23 protein-coding genes and 1 pseudogene are annotated in these 23,908 nt (G+C 53.8%); 7 read left to right on the forward strand and 17 right to left on the reverse strand.

Features of this window, described 5'->3' with window-relative positions; all coding sequences use genetic code 11:
* Positions 1–12: 12 nt before the first annotated feature.
* The 13 genes from lpxA to rpsB form a co-directional block, all read right to left on the reverse strand.
* Positions 13–804 (reverse strand): acyl-ACP--UDP-N-acetylglucosamine O-acyltransferase, encoded by a 792-nt coding sequence (gene lpxA, locus CPH80_RS08495; RefSeq protein WP_096276900.1) that lies wholly within the window; start codon positions 802–804, stop codon positions 13–15.
* On the reverse strand, positions 804–1,241 hold the full coding sequence (gene fabZ, locus CPH80_RS08500; protein WP_096276901.1) for a 3-hydroxyacyl-ACP dehydratase FabZ: 438 nt from the start codon (positions 1,239–1,241) through the stop codon (positions 804–806). The genes lpxA and fabZ overlap by 1 nt, the downstream gene beginning before the upstream one ends.
* Positions 1,242–1,252: 11 nt before the next feature.
* A complete protein-coding gene (lpxD, locus tag CPH80_RS08505; protein WP_096276903.1) occupies positions 1,253–2,278 on the reverse strand; it encodes a UDP-3-O-(3-hydroxymyristoyl)glucosamine N-acyltransferase in 1,026 nt (341 codons plus the stop codon).
* Between the two features lie 48 nt (positions 2,279–2,326).
* Entirely contained in the window at positions 2,327–2,821 is a 495-nt protein-coding gene (locus CPH80_RS08510) for an OmpH family outer membrane protein (RefSeq protein ID WP_096276905.1), read from the reverse strand.
* Between the two features lie 47 nt (positions 2,822–2,868).
* Complete coding sequence (gene bamA / locus CPH80_RS08515; protein WP_096276907.1) at positions 2,869–5,187, reverse strand: outer membrane protein assembly factor BamA; 2,319 nt, start codon at positions 5,185–5,187, stop codon at positions 2,869–2,871.
* Between the two features lie 44 nt (positions 5,188–5,231).
* Entirely contained in the window at positions 5,232–6,581 is a 1,350-nt protein-coding gene (gene rseP / locus CPH80_RS08520; RefSeq protein ID WP_096276909.1) for an RIP metalloprotease RseP, read from the reverse strand.
* Positions 6,582–6,628: 47 nt separating this feature from the next.
* Complete coding sequence (gene ispC, locus CPH80_RS08525; protein WP_096276911.1) at positions 6,629–7,813, reverse strand: 1-deoxy-D-xylulose-5-phosphate reductoisomerase; 1,185 nt, start codon at positions 7,811–7,813, stop codon at positions 6,629–6,631.
* A gap of 2 nt (positions 7,814–7,815) precedes the next feature.
* Positions 7,816–8,655: a phosphatidate cytidylyltransferase gene (locus CPH80_RS08530; protein ID WP_096281503.1), complete on the reverse strand. Its 840-nt coding sequence runs from the start codon at positions 8,653–8,655 to the stop codon at positions 7,816–7,818.
* Between the two features lie 21 nt (positions 8,656–8,676).
* Entirely contained in the window at positions 8,677–9,447 is a 771-nt protein-coding gene (gene uppS / locus CPH80_RS08535; RefSeq protein WP_096276913.1) for a polyprenyl diphosphate synthase, read from the reverse strand.
* A 69-nt stretch (positions 9,448–9,516) separates the two neighbouring features.
* Entirely contained in the window at positions 9,517–10,074 is a 558-nt protein-coding gene (frr, locus tag CPH80_RS08540; RefSeq protein WP_096276915.1) for a ribosome recycling factor, read from the reverse strand.
* A 42-nt stretch (positions 10,075–10,116) separates the two neighbouring features.
* Positions 10,117–10,845 carry a UMP kinase gene (gene pyrH, locus CPH80_RS08545; RefSeq protein ID WP_096276916.1) on the reverse strand — a complete coding sequence of 243 codons (729 nt, stop codon included), beginning with the start codon at positions 10,843–10,845 and terminating at the stop codon, positions 10,117–10,119.
* Positions 10,846–11,030: 185 nt separating this feature from the next.
* The gene (gene tsf / locus CPH80_RS08550) at positions 11,031–11,900 is read right to left on the reverse strand and encodes a translation elongation factor Ts (RefSeq protein ID WP_096276918.1); all 870 of its coding nucleotides are present in this window, start codon (positions 11,898–11,900) and stop codon (positions 11,031–11,033) included.
* 93 nt (positions 11,901–11,993) lie between these two features.
* Positions 11,994–12,737 (reverse strand): 30S ribosomal protein S2, encoded by a 744-nt coding sequence (gene rpsB / locus CPH80_RS08555; RefSeq protein WP_096276920.1) that lies wholly within the window; start codon positions 12,735–12,737, stop codon positions 11,994–11,996.
* Positions 12,738–13,000: 263 nt separating this feature from the next.
* On the opposite strand from rpsB, the gene map reads away from it, so the two are divergent.
* The 5 genes and pseudogenes from map (at position 13,001) to dapE (ending at position 19,362) form a co-directional block, all read left to right on the forward strand.
* Complete coding sequence (map, locus tag CPH80_RS08560) at positions 13,001–13,771, forward strand: type I methionyl aminopeptidase (RefSeq protein WP_096276922.1); 771 nt, start codon at positions 13,001–13,003, stop codon at positions 13,769–13,771.
* Positions 13,772–16,417 carry a [protein-PII] uridylyltransferase gene (locus CPH80_RS08565; RefSeq protein WP_096276924.1) on the forward strand — a complete coding sequence of 882 codons (2,646 nt, stop codon included), beginning with the start codon at positions 13,772–13,774 and terminating at the stop codon, positions 16,415–16,417.
* 29 nt (positions 16,418–16,446) lie between these two features.
* Positions 16,447–16,994: pseudogene (locus tag CPH80_RS08570) on the forward strand (aminotransferase class I/II-fold pyridoxal phosphate-dependent enzyme); the annotation flags it as partial.
* Between the two features lie 134 nt (positions 16,995–17,128).
* On the forward strand, positions 17,129–18,157 hold the full coding sequence (dapD, locus tag CPH80_RS08575) for a 2,3,4,5-tetrahydropyridine-2,6-dicarboxylate N-succinyltransferase (RefSeq protein WP_096276926.1): 1,029 nt from the start codon (positions 17,129–17,131) through the stop codon (positions 18,155–18,157).
* 74 nt (positions 18,158–18,231) lie between these two features.
* Positions 18,232–19,362: a succinyl-diaminopimelate desuccinylase gene (gene dapE, locus CPH80_RS08580; protein WP_096276928.1), complete on the forward strand. Its 1,131-nt coding sequence runs from the start codon at positions 18,232–18,234 to the stop codon at positions 19,360–19,362.
* 68 nt (positions 19,363–19,430) lie between these two features.
* On the opposite strand, the gene CPH80_RS08585 is transcribed toward dapE, so the two are convergent.
* Positions 19,431–19,649, reverse strand: a complete 219-nt coding sequence (locus tag CPH80_RS08585) for a SlyX family protein (RefSeq protein ID WP_096276930.1) — start codon at positions 19,647–19,649, stop codon at positions 19,431–19,433.
* A 208-nt stretch (positions 19,650–19,857) separates the two neighbouring features.
* On the opposite strand from CPH80_RS08585, the gene CPH80_RS23160 reads away from it, so the two are divergent.
* The gene (locus CPH80_RS23160) at positions 19,858–20,469 is read left to right on the forward strand and encodes a cold-shock protein (protein WP_096276933.1); all 612 of its coding nucleotides are present in this window, start codon (positions 19,858–19,860) and stop codon (positions 20,467–20,469) included.
* An 84-nt stretch (positions 20,470–20,553) separates the two neighbouring features.
* Here the strand turns inward: CPH80_RS23160 and CPH80_RS08595 are convergent, their stop codons facing one another.
* From CPH80_RS08595 to CPH80_RS08605, 3 genes are all read right to left on the reverse strand, one after another.
* Positions 20,554–20,928 (reverse strand): hypothetical protein, encoded by a 375-nt coding sequence (locus tag CPH80_RS08595; RefSeq protein WP_096276935.1) that lies wholly within the window; start codon positions 20,926–20,928, stop codon positions 20,554–20,556.
* Complete coding sequence (locus CPH80_RS08600) at positions 20,900–22,321, reverse strand: hypothetical protein (RefSeq protein ID WP_096276937.1); 1,422 nt, start codon at positions 22,319–22,321, stop codon at positions 20,900–20,902. Before CPH80_RS08600 ends, CPH80_RS08595 begins: the two co-directional genes overlap by 29 nt.
* A 133-nt stretch (positions 22,322–22,454) precedes the next feature.
* A complete protein-coding gene (locus CPH80_RS08605) occupies positions 22,455–22,895 on the reverse strand; it encodes a VOC family protein (protein WP_096276939.1) in 441 nt (146 codons plus the stop codon).
* A gap of 112 nt (positions 22,896–23,007) precedes the next feature.
* Here CPH80_RS08605 and CPH80_RS08610 point away from each other — a divergent pair, with 112 nt between their 5' ends.
* Entirely contained in the window at positions 23,008–23,904 is an 897-nt protein-coding gene (locus tag CPH80_RS08610) for a DUF1853 family protein (RefSeq protein WP_096276941.1), read from the forward strand.
* Positions 23,905–23,908 lie beyond the last annotated feature (4 nt).

Consider the following 23,908-nt stretch of genomic DNA (forward strand, 5'->3'; position numbering starts at 1 on the left):
GCTCCTGCCAACTCAGCGGATAATGCCGCGATGAGCTCCGCGCAGGGAGTCGATAAGCACGCGCACTTCCGACGTATCGGAATAGGCTTCTTCCAGCGTTTCAACGGCCTGCTCGGTGGTCAGGCCTTGGCGGTAGATAACCTTGTACGCACGGCGCAGGGTCATCAGTACCTCTTTGTCGAAACCACGGCGTTTGAGGCCTTCAACGTTTATGCCGTGAGGCTCTGCCGACTGGCCAGCGGCCATAACGTAAGCCGGAATATCCTTCAGCACGATACTGCCACCGGCAGCCATACTGTGTGGCCCTATATGGCAGAACTGGTGAACCATGGTGCCACCGCCCAGAATAGCGTGGTCGCCCACCGTTACATGCCCGGCAAGTGTTGCGCAGTTGGCAAGAATGATGTCGTTGCCAATTACGCAATCGTGGGCCACATGCACGTATGCCATAAACAGGTTGTTGCTGCCTATTCGGGTTTCACCCTTATCCTGCACAGTGCCACGATGAATGGTGCAATTCTCGCGAATAGTATTGTTATCGCCGATTATCAGCGTGGTTGGCTCCCCGGCGTACTTTTTATCCTGGCACTCCTCTCCAACGCTGCAAAACTGGAAAATCCGGTTGTTCCGGCCGATAACCGTTGGCCCTTTCACCACCACATGCGAAAGGATTTCTGTACCTTCACCAATTTCAACATTGGGGCCAATATAGCTCCACGGACCCACTGTTACGTTATCCGCTAGCTTGGCTGACGGGTCTACAATCGCCTGAGGATGAACACCCGACCAGTCATTTGTCGCCATTAAACTTCTCTCTCAGCAGTCAGTATCTCTGCAACGCAGACGACGTCTCCATCGACCAATGCGCGACAATGAAATTTCCAGATGCCACGTTTGCCAGAGATTATCTCCGACTCCATGCACAACTGGTCTCCCGGCAAAACAGGACGCTTGAAACGCGCCTTGCTGGACCCAGCCAAGTATTGTACCAGCCCGTCTCCCGGCTTCCGCCCTACTGTCACAAATCCGAGAATTCCTGAGAGCTGGGCCATGGCTTCAATAATGAGCACACCAGGCATAATCGGGTTATCAGGAAAGTGGCCAGCAAAGAACGGCTCGTTAAACGAGACGTTTTTGTAGCCTTTGATCGATTTGGACTTTTCAATCTCGGTCACCCGATCCACCAGTAAAAACGGATAGCGGTGCGGGAGATATTCCAGTATTTCATCGATGTACATCATGTTGATCGGCCTCAGCCCTCTGATTTCTTTTCGAGTTCTTTAACGCGCCGCGCCAGAGTATCCAGCTGACGGAAACGCACGGCGTTCTTGCGCCATTGCCGATTCGTATCTGCACTGGTGCCAGAAGAATAAACTCCCGGCTCCGGGATATTCCCGGTTACCAGAGTCATGCCGGTAAGATGCACTTGATTTGCGATTTCCAAGTGGCCGGCCACTCCGGAGGCGCCGCCAAATACACAGTGGCTGCCGATCTTTGTGCTGCCCGCAATTCCAACCATAGCGGCCATGGCGCAATGGTCCCCAATGCGGACGTTGTGGGCGATCTGAATAAGATTATCGAGCTTAACGCCGTTACCAATAACCGTGTCATCCAGAGCGCCGCGATCAATCGTTGTATTTGCCCCAACCTCAACATCGTCACCAAGAATCACACGGCCGAGTTGTGCAATTCTGTGCCAATAACCTTTTTCATTCGCGAAGCCAAACCCATCCGAACCAATCACCGCACCGCTGAGAATATGGCAGCGCTGCCCTACTACCACATCGTGGGCCAGGGTAACTCTGGGGCGAATGATGGAGCCGGCGCCTATGCTAGTGCGGGCACCAATAATGCTGCCCGGCCCAATAGCAACGTGTTCACCAATCACAGCTCCCGCTTCAATAACCACATGCGGGCCGATGCTGGCACTGGCTGCCACCGTAGCACTGGGATCCACCACGGCGGCCGCATGAATGCCCGGCGGTGCAACTGGCGCAGGATCGAACCAGTGGCTGAGGTGAGCATAGCCTAAGTAGGGATTGTCGAGTAAGAGGACATTGGTCGGACTATCCCCCGCTGCTGCAGGCGACAAAATAACTGCGGCAGCGCGGGTATTCGCTAAGTGCTTTGCATAGGCGGGGTTTGCCAAAAAGCTAAGCTGATCCGGGCCAGCCGCCTGGAGAGTCGCAAGGCCGGAAACCCGTGTTTCCGGGTCGCCGCGAAGCTCTGCTCCCAAAGCTTCTGCTATCTCCCCAAGCCGGTAAGACTGTTCTGTCATCACGCGCTCCACAACACGCTCGTGAGCCCGGAGGCCCTCAGGCAGGAATTAACGGTTTAGCTTGTCTAAAAGCTGTGAGGTCAGGTTCATCTCTGGCTTCACATAGACAACAGCTTCGCTGGGCAGAATCAGGTCGAGATCGTTTTCTTCCAGTAACTCTTTCACTGCTGCGTCCACTTCCGGGCGGGCCTCTTCCAGAAACGCCTGTTTGCGCTGGTTAACGGTGGTATCAAGGCGCTGTTTAAGGAAGTTGAATTCCTTAACTTTCTCTTGGAACTCACCCGCAAGCTTGGTGCGCTCGTTCTCGTTCATCATCGCCCCGTCCTTTTCCAGACGCTCTTTCAGCATGCGTGCTGATTCTTGAGTTTCGCGAACTTTCTCTTCATCGCTGGCGAAATCCTTCTGCATGGCTTCGCTGAACGACTTGGCGTCGTTAGATGAAAACAAAGCTTGGCGCAGATCTACAACGCCAACACGGGTTTCTGCTACGGCTGGCAACGCTAGCGCCATAGCTGCAGCAAACATCAGTACGATTCTGAACATAGTAGGTCTCCTGAGTTTCATTCGTTTTTGTTTCTCGTGTCTCTGAATCAGAATGTTTGGCCAAGCGAGAACTGGAATACCTGAGTATCGTCACCCGTTTTATTGTTCAGCGGCTTTGCCAAGCTGAAGGCCAGCGGGCCAACGGCGGTGATCCACTGGAAGCCGATACCGGCCGACAACCGCAGTTCTTCCGGATCTGGGTCAAACCCGCGGTCCGGATCAAAGACCTGCCCGGCATCCACAAAGAACGCCGTGCGCATAGACCGGGTATCACCGGCAAACGGTGTTGGGAAAATCAGCTCCAGAGACGCTTCGGTCAAGAGGTTACCACCGAAAGGATCGGGATCTGAAAGATCGTTTTGTGCAGGTTCGGCACGCCGCCCCAATGAGTTGGCTTGATAGCCCCGAACCGAGCCATAACCGCCCGCATAAAAGTGCTCATAAAAAGGCATCACTTGGCGATCACCGTAGCCATTGCCGTAGCCGACTTCTGTTCTTGTGCGCACAACCCAGCGGTTGCTTTCTGTAATCGGGAAGTAGAAATCGGTTTTATGGCTAGCCTTATAGAACGTAAGGTCACTGCCGGGCACCGTAACATCGAGCGACAACGAGTGGCTGTAGCCGTCGCTTGGCAACACACCTCGGTTCAAAGTGCTGCGGCGCCAGCTGCCAAACAGGGAGTAATTATTGAATGAGTTACCTTCCTCATCGATAAAATCCGTTACTTCCTTAGACGTAAACACGCCGCCTTTGATCTTGGAAAGCGTATAGCCTAGCCCGAAGTTCAGTCGCGTAATGTTGTCCGTGGGATAGCCAAACGTAACACGGCCACCATACTCATCCAGAAGGTAGGAGCTGATATCCTCTTCTTCGAAGTCGGTCTCACGGGCAAACACACTGAACCCACGGCTTACGCCATCTACGGTGTAGTAAGGGTCCATGTAGGAGATGTTGGCGCTCTTGACCGAGTCACTCACGTTTACGCCAAACGATACCCGCTTACCTGTGCCGAAAAAGTTGTTTTCAGACACGTTGGCACCAAGAATAACGCCCGAATCCTGAGAGAAGCCTACGGACGCTGAGAGGCTGCCAGTTGGCTGCTCTTCCACCGAGTAATTCACATCAACAAGATCGTCTGTTCCCGGTACAGGAACCGTGTCTACATTGACCGCTTTGAAAAAGCCAAGTCGTTCGAGACGGGTTTTAGAAAACTCAATGCGATCCGACGAGGCAATACCGCCTTCCATCTGTGTCATTTCCTGACGCAGAACATCGTCCCGTGTAGATACGTTGCCGTCGAAGTTAACCCGACGAACATAAGCTCGTTTACCCGGTTCAACAAAAAAGGTCACAGCAGCGGTGTTATTTTCGCCTGGCTCAGGCACGGCATTCACGTTCGCAAACGCATAGCCTTCTGTACCCAGCCGGAACGCCAGTGTTTCTGAAATGGCCGTCATGCGGGCGCGGGAGAACACGTCGCCCTCGTCCACGGGGATTAGCTCCCGCAGCTCTTCTTCACCCACAATAAGATTGCCTCGGAGCCTGACTTCCGAAATCGTATATTGCGGCCCTTCGTTCAGTGCTATCGCAATGAAGACCTGACGTTTGTCAGGCGAAATGGACACTTGGCTGGATTCCACAGTGAAGTCCAGGTAACCACGATCCAGATAGAACGAGCGCAGCGTTTCCAGATCGCCGCTTAAGCGTTCCCGCGCGTACTTGTCTGAGTTGGTGAGGGAATTCCACCAACTGCTGGTTCGCAGCTCAAACAGATCACGCAATTGTTCATCGTTGAAATCCTGGTTGCCCACCAGGTTAATGTGCTGGATGGCGGCAACCGTACCTTCGTTAATATCCAGGCGAATCGCAACGCGGTTACGCGGCAGCACTTCAGCGGTTGCTTTTACCCGAGCGTTGTAGCGCCCTTGGCCAATATAGGAGCGCAAAATCTCCAACTCCAGCCGCTCTAGGGTTGCCCGACGGAACACTTGACCTTCCTGAAGCCCGGCGCCCGCAAGGGCGTCCAGGAGCATGTCGGTTTCTATGTTCTTATTGCCTTCAATGTCGATCGAGGTGATCGAAGGGCGTTCCCGCACGGTAAGGATGAGGATACCGGTATCGCGGCTGGCCTCTATATCGGTGAACAACCCGGTCCGGAACAGTGATTTAATCCCATCTGTCAGTTCGGTTTCGTCCATTTTCTCGCCGATATTGACGGGGAAAGAGGAAAACACAGTACCTGCAGAAACACGCTGCAAGCCTTCCACCTCAATATCTGCAACCGTAAATTCATCTGCAAATGCTGGCGTCATGCCGGTTGCGGCAACAGCGAGGCCAACGGCTAAACCTAGAAGAGAACGTCTCATTCAATTATTTCGCCTAGTTAATGCGCGTAAGGAGCCCGCAATTCTCACAACCGCATCAGGTCGTTGTAAAGAGCAAACACCATTAATGTAAGAATCATTGCCATACCAATTCGTAATCCAAGGGCTTGAACCCCATCCGAGAGCGGTTTTTTGCGGATGGCCTCGATGGTGTAATACACGATGTGACCACCATCCAGAACCGGCACAGGCAACAGATTGAGAATACCCAGGCTGACACTGAGGTAAGCCAGAAAACGAACAAAATCTTCAAACCCGGAAGTGACACTGGCCTCGGCCACCCGGGCAATCGTAATCGGACCACTGAGGTTGCTGGGCGACAACAGCCCTGTAACCATTTTTTTGATGGCAACAAGAGTAAGGCGGGTATCGGCCCAGGTTTCATCTAGCGCAATGGGAATCGCGGCTAACGGGCCATAGCGAACCTCCCGAAGCACATTGTCGGGCCAGGAAATGGCTTCCACCCCGGCACCTACAAACCCGATTATTTCGCCATTATCTTGCTTCTTTTCCGCTGGCGTAACCTGCACGGATCGTTCGGAACCGGCACGTTCAACGGTAAGAGCCAGCGCCTGCTCGGGTGCGTTGCGAATAAAATCAACCAGCTCAAACCAGTCGGTCACTGGTTCATTATTCACCGCAAGAATGCGATCTCCTGCTTGAAGACCCGCAGCTTGGGCACGACCGCCTTCTGAAATCTGGCCCAGTACGGCGGGCACATCTGGCCGCCAGGGTGTAATCCCAAACTCACCAATCGGATCGGGGGTTTCATCGCTAAGGCGCCAGCCACCGAGCTCACCGCTTAAGGTGCCCCGTGTTCCGCCATCGGACACGCCCAAGGTTATCTGGCCCTGCTCTCCCGCACGCTCGAGAATGCGCATATTCACGTCGCGCCAAGAACTTACCCGGTGCCCGTCTATTTCGTAAATCTCCATCCCTTCACGTAAACCGACCTTTTGGGCAACGCTTTGGCCGGCAACATCACCCACAATTGGCACAACGTGGGTGACACCCACCACACCAAGCAACCAATAGGCAAAGATGGCAAAAATGAAGTTGGCAGCAGGCCCAGCTGCGGCAATGGCTATCCTCCGTGAAGGCGCCTTGGACGTAAAAGCCTGATCCTTGAGCTCGTCGGGAACCGGGCCTTCTCGCTCATCGAGCATTTTTACGTAGCCGCCCAATGGGATGGCCGCTATCGCAAATTCGGTGCCATGGCGGTCATACCACGAGAACAGTGGCTTTCCAAAACCCACTGAAAAGCGCAGTACTTTCACGCCACACCGGCGTGCTACCCAAAAATGGCCATACTCATGCACGGTAACAAGTATTCCCAGAGTCAGCGCAAGAGCAAGTACGGTTTGTATAATCTGCATAGCATTCCTGGTTTAAGCGCCAGCCCGGCGGAAATATTCTCTGAATATCAGATAGTTAACAGATTAACTTGTTCCCTAGCCCGCTGCCGTGCCTCTGAGTTCTTCGCAAAGATGACGTCAAAGCTGTCTGCAGCCGCCACGGGCGTTGCCGACAGGGTTCTTTCGATCACAACCGGAATGTCAGTAAAAGCCAGATTCCCTTTCAGGAACTCGTCTACCGCAACCTCATTTGCCGCGTTCAGCACTGCAGGTGCAGTGCCACCCACTTCAAAGGCTTCCGCTGCTAAACGCAGGCAAGGAAAGCGAAGCAAATCCGGCCGCTCAAAATGAAACCGTCCTATTGTGAACAGATCCAGCGGTGCTACCCCAGCAGCAATGCGTTCCGGCCAAGCCAAACCATTGGCTATGGGCGTACGCATATCCGGGCTGCCCAGCTGAGCCAGCACAGAGCCATCGGCATACTCTACCATGGAGTGAATAATGCTTTCTGGGTGTACATGAACCTCGATGCGCTCCGGCGTGATGTTAAATAGCCAGCAAGCCTCAATTAGTTCGAGCCCTTTGTTCATCAGAGTTGCGGAGTCGACAGAGATTTTTTGCCCCATGGACCAGTTCGGGTGGGCGCAGGCTTGTGCTGGCGTAACCGAACGCAGGTCTTCCGCGCTGTGCTCTCGAAAAGGCCCTCCGGAAGCAGTCAGAAGAATTCGGGTAATACCTGCACCATCCGGATCGCGAACTTTCTCGGCCGGCAAGCACTGAAAGATCGCATTGTGCTCGGAGTCTATCGGCAACAACTCTGCACCAGAGGCCGCGACAGCGTCCATAAATAGCTTACCGGACATAACCAACGCTTCTTTATTGGCAAGCAATACACGCTTACCTGCGCGTACAGCAGCAAGCGTTGGCGCCAGCCCGGCGGCACCCACAATAGCGGCAACAACGGTGCATGCTTCCGGGGCCGAAGCCACCGCGCTCAAACCCGGCTCGCCGCTAAGGACAGAAATATCCGGCCGATCTACAAGCAATTTCTCAAGCTTTTGGGCTGCTGCAGGATCGGCCATTACGGCAAATTTCGGGTGAAACTCACGGCAGAGCGTCGCAAGCTCTTCGGCACGGGTGCCGGCTGTTAGTGCGTACACAGAAAACCGCCCTGGGTGACGGCGGATAACATCTAGTGTAGATAGCCCGACTGATCCCGTGGCCCCTAGCAGAGTAACTGAGCGCTTAACCATATTCACACGTGCCCGGCTGTCAGCCAGCCGAGTTGCGTGATAATAAGCGCAAACACCGGAGCAGCCGCGGTAAGGCTATCAATGCGATCCATGATCCCACCATGCCCAGGTAACAGCCGACTGCTGTCCTTAATACCTCTGAAGCGTTTAAGCATGCTCTCTAGAAGATCCCCAAGTACCGATACCAAGCCGGTTATCAGACTTGCTGCGACCAGCAACATGGTTTCAGCAGTGCTCGCCGAAACAAGAGTACTGGCAACGATGGCAAAAACACCAACAGCCGCCAGACCTCCCCACACGCCGGCCCAAGATTTGCCCGGGCTGACCCTGGGCGCCAGCTTAGCCTTACCAAAGGCGCGGCCGGCAAAGTAAGCGCCAATGTCTGCAACCCAAACAATACAAAACACGTACAGAATAACCAGCAGATTGTTGTCGGTATCGCCAAACTGAAAGCTGCCCGCACGAAGATGGTTCAGGCCAACCCACGCTGGCACGAGAACCAACACGCCCATAAGCGCTCGCACAGGCACACTGCCCCAGCGCTCTGAACCTGCAGGATAACTGCGAACCAGCAAAAAACAGACAATCCACCAAAGAAGCGCAAGCCAGAGCACCGCAGCGGCAGACACACCAAGAAGGCTATACAGAATAACTGCGATTACCGCAGCATAACCAATCCGGCCCGGCTGATTCTCAAGGCCAGACATGTTGGCCCACTCCCAAGCACCCAATGTGATAATCGCAGCGGTAAACAGCGCGAAACCCATTGACGGCAGGAAAAAAATGCCCCCAATAGCGATGGGAGCAAGGATTAGCGCGGTGATAATTCGGGTTTTTAGCACAATAGAGGTCGCTGTCATTCGTTATTTTTGTGACGACTTGGCCGCAACTTGGTCATCCGTCTGACCAAAGCGGCGCTGCCGTCCGGCGTAGGCCTGTAACGCTTTGCGCATCTCGTCTTCTTTAAAATCAGGCCAGAATACGGGCGAAAAATACAGTTCGGTGTAAGCCAAGTGCCAAAGCATGAAGTTGCTGATCCGTTGCTCGCCTGCCGTACGGATCATAAGATCCGGCACTGGGAGGTCGCCAATACTCAGGTGCTTCTGGATAAGGTCACCGGTAATGTCTGAAGGCTCAAGCTCGCCACCCTTCACCATTTGGGCAACCTGCTGAGTCGCCTGAGTTATATCCCAGTGTCCGCCATAGTTTGCGGCGATGACAAGCGTCATTCTGGTGTTGTTGCGGGTGAGCTCCTCTGCCTTGGCCATGTGCTCTTGCAGAGTTGCGTTAAACGCGGAGCGATCACCGATGATGCGCAGGCAGATATCATTGCGATGCAGCTTTCTGACTTCCCGTTCCAGCGCAAAGAGAAACAGCTTCATCAAAGCCGACACTTCGTCCTTTGGCCGCCGCCAGTTTTCGCTTGAGAAAGCGAACAGGGTAAGCACTTCTACACCCTCACGGGCACAGGTTTCGACAACAGCCTTTACCGCATCCACGCCAGCCTTGTGCCCTGCTACCCCTTTCAATCGGCGCTCTTTGGCCCACCGATTATTACCATCCATGATAATGGCCACATGCCGGGGCCGGCCATCAGCCGACACCGGAATCTCTGCGGATACTGTTCCCGTCATGAAATCCCCTGTACGGCTAGCAGAATATCGCTGCTGGCCGTGTTTTCGCGTGCAAGTGAAACTAGGCGATCAGACCGCCATCAGGTCCTCTTCTTTAGCCTTGAGCACCTTCTCAACTTCAGCGATGTAGCGATCGGTAAGCTTCTGGACTTCTTCTTCACCCCGGCGCTCATCGTCTTCGCTGATGTCTTTTTCCTTCAGCAACTCTTTCATCATGCTGTTGGCATCGCGACGCGCATTCCGGACAGAAACGCGAGCATTCTCTGCGTCTGCCTTCGATTGCTTGACCATATTTTTGCGGGTTTCCTGGGTCAGCATCGGCATCGGAAGACGAATAAGGTCGCCGCTAGTAGCGGGATTCAGGCCGAGATCAGCGGCCATGATAGCCTTCTCAATAACGGGCACCAGGTTCTTCTCCCACGGCGACACAGCCAACGTGCGGTTATCTTCCACGTTTATGCTGGCAACTTGCTTCAGCGGGGTTTGCTGACCGTAGTAGTTAACCGTCACACTGTCCAGAATGGATGGGTGCGCCCGACCGGTCCGGATTTTGTTGAACGCCGAGCTCAGAGCCTCTAGGCTCTTCGTCATTTTCTTTTCGGCTTCCGCTCTTATATCGTTAATCACGTAATTATCCTCAATTCGTTCGTCGGGCCATCATGAAACCCGTTATTCAATCAGTGTACCTTCTTTTTCGCCGGTCACGATGCGCGTCAGTGCGCCCGCACGACTCATATCGAAAACTCGCAGCGGCATACCTTGATCCCTGGCTAGGCAGATGGCCGTCAGATCCATCACACCCAGCTTTTTATCCAGCACTTCATCGTAAGTCAGGTGATCAAACTTCACTGCGGTGGGGTCGAGGTGCGGATCTGCAGAATACACACCATCTACCTTGGTTGCTTTCAGCACCGCGTCTGCTTCAATTTCGATACCACGCAGGCAAGCTGCCGAATCTGTTGTAAAGAAAGGGTTACCTGTGCCTGCACAGAATATAACCACATCACCGTCTTTCAGGTCGCGAACAGCGCGACGGCGATCGTAATGCTCAACAATACCACTCATGGGAATAGCCGACATAACGCGGGTGCGAATGTTGGAACGCTCGAGAGCATCGCGCATGGCCAAGCCATTCATAACGGTAGCCAGCATACCCATGTGATCACCCGTAACCCTGTCCATACCGGCCTCGCTAAGGGAAGCACCACGGAACAGGTTGCCACCGCCAATCACCAGGCCCACCTGAACGCCAATGCCAATCAGCGCACCGATTTCAAGGGCCATACGGTCAAGAACTTTGGGATCAATGCCAAATTCATGCTCCCCCATAAGGGCCTCACCACTGAGCTTGAGCAGAACACGATTGTATCTTGGCTGGTTTTTCGGTGGTGTCGGCATACTGATCCCCTTTTTCTCTGTTGACTGCTATCCGGCGTGAGACGCATTGCAGGCTTGTATCTGACATATCCCTTAAAAAAAAGGGGCATCTCAGATACAAGCCCGCCACGAGAGCCGGAAAACACCGACCAACGTGGCAGACTCAGATGGCGCTGTAACCCGCGGTTACAGCGCCTACAAAGAAATCAGGCCTTGCTTGCATCGGCTGCAGCAGCAACCTCGGCAGCAAAGTCTACTTCTTCTCTTTCAATGCCTTCACCCACTTCTACGCGAGCGAAACCGACCAGTTCGCCGCCTGCGGCTTTGACCAGTTCACCCACGGTCTGCTCTGGGTTTTTGACGAAAGGCTGCTCTACAAGGCTGTGCTCCTTGAGGAACTTCTTGATCCGGCCACCCATCATTTTCTCAACGATCTCGTCGGGCTTGCCTGCCATATCCGGCTGAGCCTTGATGACATCTTTCTCTTTTTCGAGCTCGTCAGCAGGCATGTCTTCCGGTCTTGCAACACGCGGATTGACAGCGGCAGCATGCATAGCGATATCTCGGGCCAGCTCGGAATCACCTGCAGTCAGTGCAACAACTGAGGCAATCTTGTTAGTGCTGTGAACGTAGCCACCAACAACCGGGCCTTTAATCTCAACTACACGGCGCACGGAAACATTCTCGCCGATTTTCTGAACCAGCGCTTCGCGCTTGGATTCCAGATCGCCTTCCATCAGCTTAGCAACGTCGGTTTCGCCTTTTTCGAAGGCAACGTTCAAAACGTCGGTGGCAAAATTGATGAAGTTATCGTCGCGGGCAACAAAGTCCGTCTCAGAATTCACTTCAACAATATAACCAACCGTCTTGTCGTCGGAAATCTTGATCAGCGACACGCCTTCAGCGGCTGTTCGGCCGGCTTTCTTGGCAGCTTTCAGGCCAGAAGACTTACGCAGCTCTTCAATCGCAGCGTCTACACTTCCGCCAGCTTCAACCAGCGCCTTTTTGCATTCCATCATGCCTAGGCCAGTACGCTCGCGTAGCTCTTTGACCATTGCAGCGGTAATTGCAGCCATGTCCAATCCTCTTAACTTTTCTGAATTCGGTGGGGAGGCATACCCTGAAATACGTCAGGATATGCCTTACATCTCAAAAGTGACGCTTACGCATCACTCTGCAGCCGGAGCCGCTCCTGCAGGTTCTTCAGCGACTTCTACAAACTCGTCAGCGCCACCCTGTGTTGATTCCATGCAGGTATCTGCAACGGCCTTCACGTAGATCTGAATCGCGCGAATGGCATCGTCGTTACCCGGGATAACGTAATCAACGCCATCAGGGTTACTGTTGGTATCTACTACACCGATAACAGGAATGCCCAGCTTGTTGGCTTCCTTGATAGCGATGCGCTCGTGATCAACGTCGATAACAAACAACGCGTCAGGCAAACCGCCCATATCCTTGATACCACCAATGGAACGCTCAAGCTTATCCATTTCACGGGTGCGCTCAAGAGCTTCTTTTTTGGTCAGCTTGTCGAACGTACCGTCTTTACGCTGGGCATCCAGATCACGGTAGCGACGGATAGACTGACGGATGGTTTTGTAGTTGGTCAGCATGCCACCGAGCCAGCGGTGATTAACAAAAGGCTGGCCGGACCGCTCGGCTTCTTCCTTGATGACCTTGGCCGCGGCGCGCTTGGTGCCAATGAACAGGATCTTGTTCTTGTTCTCTGTCAGTTTCTGAACGAAATCGAGCGCTTCGTTCATGGCAGGAACAGTCTGCTCAAGGTTGATGATGTGAATCTTGTTACGGGCGCCGAAGATGTACTTCGACATTTTCGGGTTCCAGTAGCGAGTCTGGTGACCGAAGTGAGCACCTGCCTTGAGCAGGTCACGCATATTTACCTGAGCCATGATATTACCTTAGTGTAGCTTCGGGTTAGTCCTCCACGCGTCCAATTACCCCAACCAGGCTCCCTGTACAGCATTTAAAGCGGGAGCAGGCACCCTGGGGCAACGTGCTGACTCGTGTGCGAATTTGCCGGATTCGTTTCCAGCGGGCGCGTTTATACCATAAAATACAGGCCTCACGCCATTAATTTTGCATCACGGCCTCCTTGTACCCTGGGCGCAGGGCCCTTAAAATAGACGTTTGATACATATCAACGGGAAGTCCAATGCAAGTATCGATCAAGACTCCAGAAGAAATCGAAAAGATGCGCGTAGCAGGCCGCCTGGCGGCGGATGTTCTTAATATGATCGGGGAGCATGTCAAGCCTGGCGTATCCACCGAAGAGCTCAATCAAATCTGCCACGACTACATTGTTAACGAGCGGGAGGCGATTCCTGCCCCGCTGAACTACAAAGGCTTTCCAAAATCCGTGTGCACCTCCGTAAACCACGTTATCTGCCACGGGATACCCTCAGAAACGAAAATCCTGAAGGACGGCGACATACTTAACATCGATGTCACCGTTATAAAGGATGAGTACCACGGCGATACTAGCAAGATGTGGATTGTCGGCAAGCCAAAGCCGGGCTCAGAACGCCTTATCAAGGTCACCCAGGAATGCCTCTATAAAGGCATGGAGCTGGTTAGGCCCGGCACACGCCTGGGCGATATTGGCCATGTGATTCAGCAGCATGCCGAAAAACACCGTTATTCTGTGGTGCGGGATTATTGCGGGCACGGCATCGGCAAGGGGTTTCATGAAGAGCCGCAAGTGATGCACTACGGCAAACCAGGCACCGGCATGGAGCTGCAAGAAGGCATGACCTTCACCATTGAACCCATGATCAACCAAGGCAAGTACCACACCAAGCTGCTACCGGATCAGTGGACTGTGGTCACCAAAGACCACAAGCTTTCGGCGCAGTGGGAACACACCATTCTGGTGACTGCCGATGGCTACGAAGTGTTGACCAAGCGGTCGGAGGAGTCCTTCTAAGTGAATCACCCGAAGCTGGAGGCCAGGATCAGCGGGGATACCTCCCCTGTTATGGCAGCCAGGGAGCTGCTAAAACAACGCTATAATGCAGATGCAGAAGCCTTTCAACAAGGCGCCGATGTAAGGGCTCTGGTTCACGCCAGAGCCGATACAATTGATACCGTGCTGAAACTGATCTGGAACCGGTATCCTTTTTCCAGCTCACCCGATATTGCGCTAATTGCCGTTGGCGGTTACGGCCGTGGTGAACTACACCCTCATTCAGATATCGACCTGCTGATACTGACTCGCAGCGGCATTGAACCAAGCTGGCAGGAAGATCTTGGCGCTTTCGTTACGCTTCTTTGGGATCTCAAACTCGACATCGGCCATAGCGTTCGCAGCATTGCAGAAAGCAAAACCGCGGCGCGGGGCGATATATCCACCCTGACCAACCTGCTGGAAACCCGCACAATTGCTGGCCCGGATGAACTGCGTAAGGAGCTCAGCGAACAAGCCTACTCCGATAGCATCATCACCGATCGCGACTACTTTATTGCCAAGCGCGAAGAGCAGAGGCGGCGCCACAGAAAGTACAGTGACACTGAGTATAACCTGGAGCCCAACGTAAAGGGCTCCCCTGGCGCACTTCGGGACATTCAGACCATCGGCTGGATTACCAAACGGCACTTTGGCCTGCAAAGCATTGCCGATTTGACCCGCTTCAGCATCCTCACAGACGAAGAGCATCAGGTTCTGGTTCAGGGCGAAACCCTCCTGTGGCAATTGCGCTACGGGCTTCAGCTGATCGCAGACCGTAACGAAAACCGGCTGCTGTTCGACCATCAGCGTGCCTTGGCACAGATGCTGGGATACAAGGACGAAGGCAAACGGCTGGATGTCGAGCTGATGATGCAATCCTACTATCGCACTGTGCTGGCGCTGGCAGAACTCGCCGACGTTATTCTTCAGTTTTACGATGAGGCGATACTTGGCACCGGCACAGAAGACGATATTCAGCCCATCAACAATCGGTTCCAGATTCGCAACAGCTATATAGAGGCGGTAAATAACCAAGTATTTGCCTACTCCCCCTACGCAATCATGGAAATCTTTGTGCTGATGGCCCAGCACCCTGAAATAAAAGGCATACGGGCCACGACCATCCGGTCTTTGCGGGCACACAGACACCTGATTGACGATGCCTTCCGGGGTGATCTGGCCGTGACATCCCTGTTCATGGAATTGCTGCGGACACCCCATGCGCTGGACAAAACCCTCTCCGCCATGAAGAAATACAATGTACTGGGGCGCTATTTGCCAGAGTTCGGCAAGATTATCGGCCAAATGCAGCATGACCTTTTCCACATCTACACCGTTGATGCCCACACCATGTGGGTTATCCGCAATATGGTACGGCTGAACGGCGAGGACGCGCGCGACGACTTCCCGTTAGCATCCAGGCTGATTCACGGGCTTCCCAAGCGGGAAATCCTATATATTGCCGGCTTGTACCACGACATTGCCAAAGGGCGAGGTGGGGACCATTCAGAGCTTGGCGCCGTGGATGCCGAATCCTTCTGTCAGCGCCACCATCTTGGTGAGCGCGACACCCAGCTGGCATCCTGGTTGGTGGAAAACCACTTACTGATGTCCATGACAGCCCAGCGCAAAGACATTTCTGACCCCGACATTATCCAGTCCTTTGCCCGCGCAGTGCCCAGCCAGGCACACTTGGATTATCTGTACATCCTTACGGTGTGCGACATAAGCGCGACTAACCCCAAGCTCTGGAACACCTGGCGCGCATCGCTGTTGCGCCAGCTGTATGTAGAAGCCAAGCGCGCACTTCGGCGCGGCACAGATATTCCAGTTGACCGGCAGGCATGGATTCGGGCCACGCAGTCTGAGGCCCGTGAAATTCTTCATGCCCAGAACATTTCCAATGAGCAGATAGATGCCATCTGGGATACGGTTGATGAGGACTACTTTCTGCAGGACTCCACGGTCGATATCGCCTGGCAAACTGCAGCCATCATCAACCATGGCGATACACCCGGGCCACTGGTACTTATTCGGGATACCCTCGGCAGCCCTACCGATGGTTACTCCCAGATCATTATTTACATGAACGACCGGCCAACCCTGTTTGCTGCAACAACAGCGGTACTGGAACAGCTCAACCTAAACATTGTTGATGCTCGTATCAGCTCAAATGAAGGCCCCTATACGATCAGCTCTTATGTGGTGCTCGACGAAAAAGACCAACCGCTAGGTGTGGACCCGGCTCGCAAAGAGCGGGTGCGCAAGCGCCTGATTGAGGAGCTGGACGATCCGGAAGACTACCCCGACATTATTCACCGCCGCACACCACGGCAACTTCGGCATTTCGCGTTCCCCACCGAGGTGGTGTTTTCCAATGACACCATTAACGAGCGCACGGTGATTGAAGTGGTTACGCCTGACCGACCCGGCCTTCTGGCCAGGATTGGGCAGGTACTGCTGAATCATCGTATACGCCTGAGTAATGCCAAAATCGCGACATTAGGCGAACGGGTGGAAGACGTGTTCTTTGTTACCGACGAACACGGCCAGCCCATCAGCGATCCTTCCGTGTGCCGCGCACTGCAACAAGACTTGTGCAAAATGCTGGATGACATTCAATGAATCCGAACCTTGATAAGCTACATCCCTACCCTTTTGAAAAACTGGCGAAAGTCATTGAGCTGGCAGACAGGCACGACTTCATTGTTGCTTCAGATGAATGCTACTCAGAGTTATATCCCGATGAAAATAATCCGCCTGAAGGCTTGCTGCAGACCTGCGCGGCTATCGGCCGGCACGACTTCGCACGCTGTGTGGTTTTTCACAGCCTCTCGAAACGTAGCAACCTGCCCAGGTTGAGGTCTGGCTTCGTTGCAGGGGATGCGCGCATCTTAAAAGGCTACCTGAGCTACCGCACCTATCATGGCTGCGCTATGCCGGTTCATAATCAATTGGCCAGTATCGCCGCCTGGCAGGATGAAGATCACGTACGTGAAAATCGGGCCGCTTACCGTGCTAAATTTGAAGCCGTTGTGCCCATTCTGCGTGAGGTGATGGATGTGAATTTCCCCGATGCGGGATTCTATCTCTGGCCGGCTACAACCCAGGGGGAAACCGAGTGCGTATGGCACTGGTTGCACCGCTAGAAGAGTGTGTTGAAGCCGCAAAACGTATTGTTGAATTTGTGAAGGCAAACTGACTTATGAAGCTATACGAAATCTGAAATTGCGACACTGTTAAACAGCCCCTGGTCGAGCATGAAAGCTCTATTTTTGTCGGCTTTAATGCCAACGAGGGGGCAACACTAATCAACTAAACAGGAACAATTGCCACATGAGTTTTGCATTCGGAATCGGTATTGGCACCCAAAATAACCAGGGCGAATGGCTGGAGGTATTTTATCCACAGCCAATCATGACACCGGCAACAGAACTGATCGATGTCGTAGAAACGTCCCTCAACTATAAAGGCGGCAATCAGGCTATTCATGCCACCGCTGAGCAACTGACACAGCTTGCCAGTGCCCTGCGCCAAACTGATGCAACCGCCCAAGCGTCGCTCGCGGAAAAAGCAGCCGGCAGCAAGCGCCCAGTGGTGGTGACTGTGCTAGAGACTGACGACACCGCTTCCAGCACTCCGGAGGTCTACCTAAAACTGCACCTGATTTCCCATCGCCAAGTAAAACCTCACGACCTTAGACTCGACGGCATCTTCGGCCTGTTACCAAACCTAGCCTGGACTAACGAAGGCGCCATAGATCTAAACGAGCTGCCCGAGCGCCAACTCAAGGCCCGCATGGAAGGCCGTACGCTGGAGATTAAATCGGTAGACAAGTTCCCACAGATGACCGATTACGTGGTGCCCAAGGGTGTTCGCATTGCAGACACAGCGCGCGTGCGTCTCGGCGCCTATGTGGGCGAAGGTACAACCGTAATGCACGAGGGCTTTATCAACTTCAATGCCGGCACCGAAGGCACCAGCATGATTGAAGGCCGCATCTCTGCTGGCGTGATGGTCGGCAAAGGGTCTGACTTGGGCGGCGGTTGCTCCACCATGGGCACCCTGTCTGGCGGTGGCAATATGGTTATTGCCGTTGGCGAGAACTGCCTGATTGGCGCTAATGCCGGTATTGGCATTCCCTTGGGCGACCGATGCAAAGTTGAAGCCGGCCTGTACATTACTGCCGGCACAAAAGTGGCCCTACTGGATGACAGCAATACGCTGGTAGAAATCATCAAAGCCCGTGATCTGGCCAGCAAGCCAGACTTGCTGTTTCGTCGCAATAGCCAGACTGGCGCGGTTGAATGCAAAACCAATCAATCCGCTATTGAGCTGAACGAAGCGCTGCACGCGAATAATTAATTTGCGCGAATACCCCCTCTCCCTAGCCCTCTCCCGCCTGGGGAGAGGGGATTTTTATAACTGCAGAGATTGATATGTCACTTTCGCCTACGCTTGAACTGGCCATCGACCTGATTAGCCGGCCATCCATTACGCCGGATGACTCTGGTTGCCAAGAACTGATGATGTCACGCCTGGCCTCCCTAGGTTTTACTGCCGAACACATGCGCTTTGGTGACACCGACAACCTCTGGGCCCGTAAAGGTTCAGAGGGGCCGGTGTTGGCGTTTGCCGGCCATACCGATGTGGTGCCCACCGGGCCAGAGAAAAACTGGGCGCATCCGCCGTTTGATCCCATTATCAAAGACGGGTTTCTGCACGGCCGTGGCGCGGCCGACATGAAGGGCAGCCTTGCGGCCTTCATCACAGCCTGTGAGCGTTTTGTGACCAACCATCCAGATCATCGCGGCTCGATTGCCCTGCTGATCACCAGTGATGAAGAAGGCCCGGCCCAGAACGGCACCATAAAGGTGATTGAAGCCCTAGAAGCCCGCTCTGAAAAGATGGATTGGTGTTTGATAGGCGAGCCTTCCAGCACTCAGGAAGTGGGTGACGTGATCAAGAACGGCCGTCGCGGGTCGCTGCATGGCTACTTGACCGTGCAAGGAGTTCAGGGCCACGTGGCCTACCCGCACCTGGCAGAGAACGCCATTCATGCGGTTGCACCTGCCCTGCACACATTGGCTAACGAATTCTGGGATAACGGCAACGACTACTTTCCGCCCACAACCTTTCAGATCACAAAGGTGGAAGCCGGCACCGGCAGTAATATCATTCCCGGCGAGTGCCTGGTGCATTTTAACTTTCGTTACTGCACCGAGAACACGGCAGAAAGCCTGGAAGAGCGAGTGGTGGCAATTCTTGATCGGCACAACTTTAAATACGACCTGCAGTGGCACCTCAGTGGTCGCCCCTTTCTTACCGATAAAGGTGCACTGGTGTCTGCCAGCCAGAGTGCCATCCGCAACGTGACCGGGCGTGAAACCGAACTTTCCACCTCAGGCGGCACATCTGATGGACGCTTCATCGCACCCACCGGAGCGCAAGTTGTGGAACTGGGCCCGATCAACGCCACCATTCACAAGGTGAACGAGTGCGTGAAAGCCGAAGACCTGAATACGCTATCTCAGATCTACGAACAAATTCTGGTGGAATTGCTAGCCTGATGGGTATATTCGAAAACTGATTAACACTAAGAGCCGGAGCCATTGCTTCGGCTTTTTATTTTCGCGTGTTAATAGTGCGGCGGAGGGGTTTCTTCCTCTTCACGCTTCATATTGGAAGGTGAGACCTCTTTCAACTGGCTGTGCAGTAACCGCTTTGCGTTCCAGAGTTCACGAATATCCATCTCCTGTTTCGTCACCTGTTCGCTCAGGGTATTGATAATATCGTCTTGGAAGGCAAGCCGTGTTTCCAGCTCGTCCAGTCTGGCTTGCAGATCGTTGTGGCTCATCGGGTATCGGAACTCCCTCACATGAATCGTTCGTGTGGATAAGTGAAGCTTGGTCAGCCGTCGGGTTAATCTGTTATCATGCCGTTTTGCCCGCCTTTACTTCCGTTTTCCCGGAAACTAGGCGGTATTCACTGGCCGGATAAGCGATTTTACCCGATATCCGGTTTTTTATCGTCAGCGTTAATAAGAAATGGAGAATTATCAGTCAATGCGTAATCCAGCCAAAGCGATCCTTGTTGCTATTCTGATCGCCATTCCCGCCCCGTTCATCCTTGGCTTTCTGCTGGTTTCTTTTACCCCAGAACTGTTCCAGATCCTGTCTCAATCCCAGAGCAGTGAACTGGCCCAAAGTACGCCGTTCGTTCTCGGTAGCGCTCAAGGTATCGCCGCATACATTATCGGCTTCCTTGTTTTCGGCATTGCCGGTTTTCTGGCCGTTATCATCGCAACTAAGCAGCCTGCACGCAGCACGTCTTCGCGCAGCAGCTCACAGTCACGGGATAAGAGTTCTAATCAGAGTTCTAATCAGAGCTCTAACCAGAACTCTAACCAGAACTCTAACCAGAAATACACCGATGATGATGCCGACTATGATGACAACAGCCCTGAAGGCGACGAAGAAGGTTCTGTAAAGTGGTTTAACGTTAAAAAAGGATTTGGCTTCATTGTCCGAGACAGTGGAGACGAAGTCTTTGTTCACTTCCGTGCTATTCGTGGAAGTGGCCGCCGGGTTCTGCGCCAAGGCCAACTGGTTCGTTTCAGCGTGGTTGAAGCGGATAAAGGCCTGCAAGCAGATAACGTTTCGATTCTAAGCGACTGAAACGTCGGTTGATGTGAAAAAGGCAGCCCGCTATGAATCGCGGGCTGCCTTTTTTTCATTCTAGGCGGCTCAATTCCAAGCTATTCAATTCCAAACAGCGAGTTGCTCACCTCGGCTATCCAATCGCCACCACTTCTCTTCCTCTGCCCGCTCACCCTCTTTCCACTCTCCCGGGCTGCAGCGTATTTCTGTATCCATCACTTGCCATGCGCTGCGTGCACAATCCAGATCACTGCTCCAGGGCAGCCGCTCACCTTCGATAATCAGTGAGGTAAAGCGCTTACCAAAAGCTTGTGGGTACAGGGTTATTTTTAAGCGATCGTCACCGTAATAGCCTGTGCCTTTGGTAACGGATGACACATCACTGTCATCGAGCGCCAACTGCTCAACATGGCTTTCCAGCCAACGGCAAACCGCGCCTGCTTCCAGGTCACGAATGTAAATTTCCAGATCCTGCACTCGCAGATTCTCCATGCTGATGGTCACAATGCAGCACATAGTGAACCGGCCCGGGGCGCGCTGCAACCCAGCGCTCCAGTTCCTCGCGCAGATCTTCCACCGTAAGCCGACGCAGTGTCCCCATGGCTTTACGTTCGTGCCACGCTATTTCCGCAGCTGCGCGTAACAGATGTATCTCTTCAAGCGACTGCTCAAGGTCATCCAGCGGTTCTTGCCGAGCCATGGCAACCAGGCTTTCGCGTCGAAGCGTGTCCGCTTGCCCGCAAAAGGCCACTGAACTTGCTGGCCCGCGCCGAGCAAAAAGCTCCAGCCGTGCAGCAGCGCGCTCTACCCACTGCAACATTCCGCCTGGCGTACTGACACACCGGCTACGCCGGGAGGCAGCAAACTGAATAGCAGAACGGGGTATCTGAATGTTCCAGCGACGCTCAATAGCCGCTTGATGAGCAACCATAATGGCCTTGCGTTGCATCATACTGGAAGGTGGAATATCACAGGTTTCCAGCGCTCGTCCAAGCCGTTGCTCCAGAATACGGCGGCTCTCATCGCTATCTGGCGAATCCGGCCCGAGCAGCACCACAGGCCCCTGCCACCGAAGAACCAGCTCAGAGGCAAGGTCGAACGGGCGATCCATCAACATCAACAGATCCGCCGGCGTTACATTATCAAGTACAAGAATTGGCCAGGGTTTTCTGCCAGCAGCAGGAATAACGGCGAGTTCGCTGGACATCAGCTCAGCTTCACGGCGCAGATCCATCTCAACATAGGGTTGCGCCAACGACGATAACAGCGAGCGCAGCCAAGCGGATTTGCCTCCACCGCGCTCGCTCCTAACCCATACCAGCGCATCCGGCATTGCGGCCAGCGTAATGGAGACATCTTCCGCCAGCTCGATCCATGCCGGGTCGGTGATTACAACGGGCGCAGCCTCATGCTCCTCAATACCTGGCTCCTCGAAGCGTTCTCCGCCGCCGTCCGAACTACCCGATTCTGGCCAGCGTGAAACCAGCTCAAGAATCGCCACATACGCTTTTTCCTGCAAGCGCTCTGCATACCTGGCGAGCACTCCCAGCAGTTGCGGCCAGTCCAGCCAGGCAGGCGTATCAAAGGTTTCTCGCGCTGTCGCCAGCCAATAGATTAACTGTGAGGAGAGCAGGCCTTCACCACCTACTTCAGTGACAATGGGTTGCTCGCACTGGATGGTACGGATCAGCTCATCCATATCCACACCCGAATCACGCAAAAAGTGGCTTGCGGAGGGGCTGGAGTCGAGCAATGCAAGCAGAAAGTCTTCAACCGTGATGACGGTGCCGCCACGACGATCAACATCTTCGCGGGCACACAACAACGCAGTCTGACATTGGGGGGCCAGGCATCCTTGCCAGTCTTCCATGAAACATTTCCCTGTTTTATCGCATCATCCTGATGCTTTAGAAGTTATATCTATAACGTATCGCTCAAAACCATAATGATTCTATGGCCGTTTCCGCACATGTGCAATTCCTGCAGGCCAAGCAGCCACATCCCTACCAACTGCCGGCGTTTTCCATGCTGGCCCAAGGCTCTTTGGGCGCCAGCGGGTCACCCTTCTGCAACAGCTCTATGGATATATTATCTGGGGTTCGAATAAATGCCATGTGCCCATCCCGAGGCGGGCGATTGATGGTTACGCCATTTGCCTGCAGGTGCTCGCAAAGGGCATAGATATCATCCACCCCGAAAGCCAGATGACCAAAGTTACGACCGCCGGGGTACTCTTCCGGATCCCAATTGTAGGTCAACTCCAGCATCGGTGCCCTGTTTTCACGCGCCCGGGCTTCATCGTCCGGTGCGGCCAGAAATACCAACGTAAATCGGCCTTTGTCACTGCTTTTACGATCAATTTCGACCATACCGAGCAGGTCGCAAAAAAAATGCAGCGTTTGATCAAGATTGCTGACTCGGATCATCGTATGTAGGTATTGCATACTTTCTCCTGTTATCTCCTATTGTATCGCGGGACGAGGGCTGGTGATTAAGCGACCACCCAGTGAAACACTCGCACCTTTATTACCGAACAGTTTACGGTATTCTGGACGAATGAATGCAAACCTCGCTCCTGGGCTGATCAACTCCTACCAAACGCCTGCAATCAGGCATCTCGCATGGCTTTGCCAGGCGCCGCAACTCATGCGCTCGCCGATCACGTTTGAGCCCGCACAGTATTTGCCTTCGAACTACCCCGATATTCTTAACGCCTGGGATCAAGACACAGACGCTGCACCACCATTGTTAAGTGAACCACCGCAGCGCAGGCTCGGCTTCTATTTCGAGCGACTGTATCAGGTTTTGCTGGAAGACTTGCTTGGCTGGCCCATCTTGCTGAAAAACCAACAGATCCAGTCAAGCGGGCGCACCATCGGCGAACTGGATTTCGTGGTGCACAACACCAAAGATGATCGCATCGAACACCACGAAATTGCGATCAAGTTTTATCTCGGCGTATCAGAACTCGCCGGCTCGACACTCTGGTACGGCCCCAATGCCCGTGACCGGCTGGACATGAAAACAACCAGCCTGCTCGAGCAACAGAGCCGCCGCACACAGCTACCGGAGACCCTCGCGTTGCTCTCTGAATCCCATATAACCGGCCCGCTGACGCCACGCATTTTCATGCCCGGGTACCTGTTCTACCCCGACGACCCGCAAGCGGTCACACCGGATTATGTTCCAGCAGAGCATCTGCGCGGGCGCTGGGTATACGTCCGTGACGCAAAAGCACAGGACACATCATGCTGGGCTGTACTCGAAAAGCCGCACTGGATTGGCAACTGGTTTCAGAGTGAGCAGCCGGATACAGCACATACTCTGGAAGCTCTGGAGCGCGTTGAGAGCAAATCCATTCCGCAGCTGTTCGCCATCATGCGGCAAAATCTTCAAACGGGAAGCTGGGTGGAAGCAGATCGGGTGTTTGTGGTGCCGGGAACTTGGCCGTGAGCGG

Origin of the sequence: Marinobacter sp. LV10R510-11A (assembly GCF_900215155.1) — a bacterium.
Lineage (GTDB): Bacteria > Pseudomonadota > Gammaproteobacteria > Pseudomonadales > Oleiphilaceae > Marinobacter.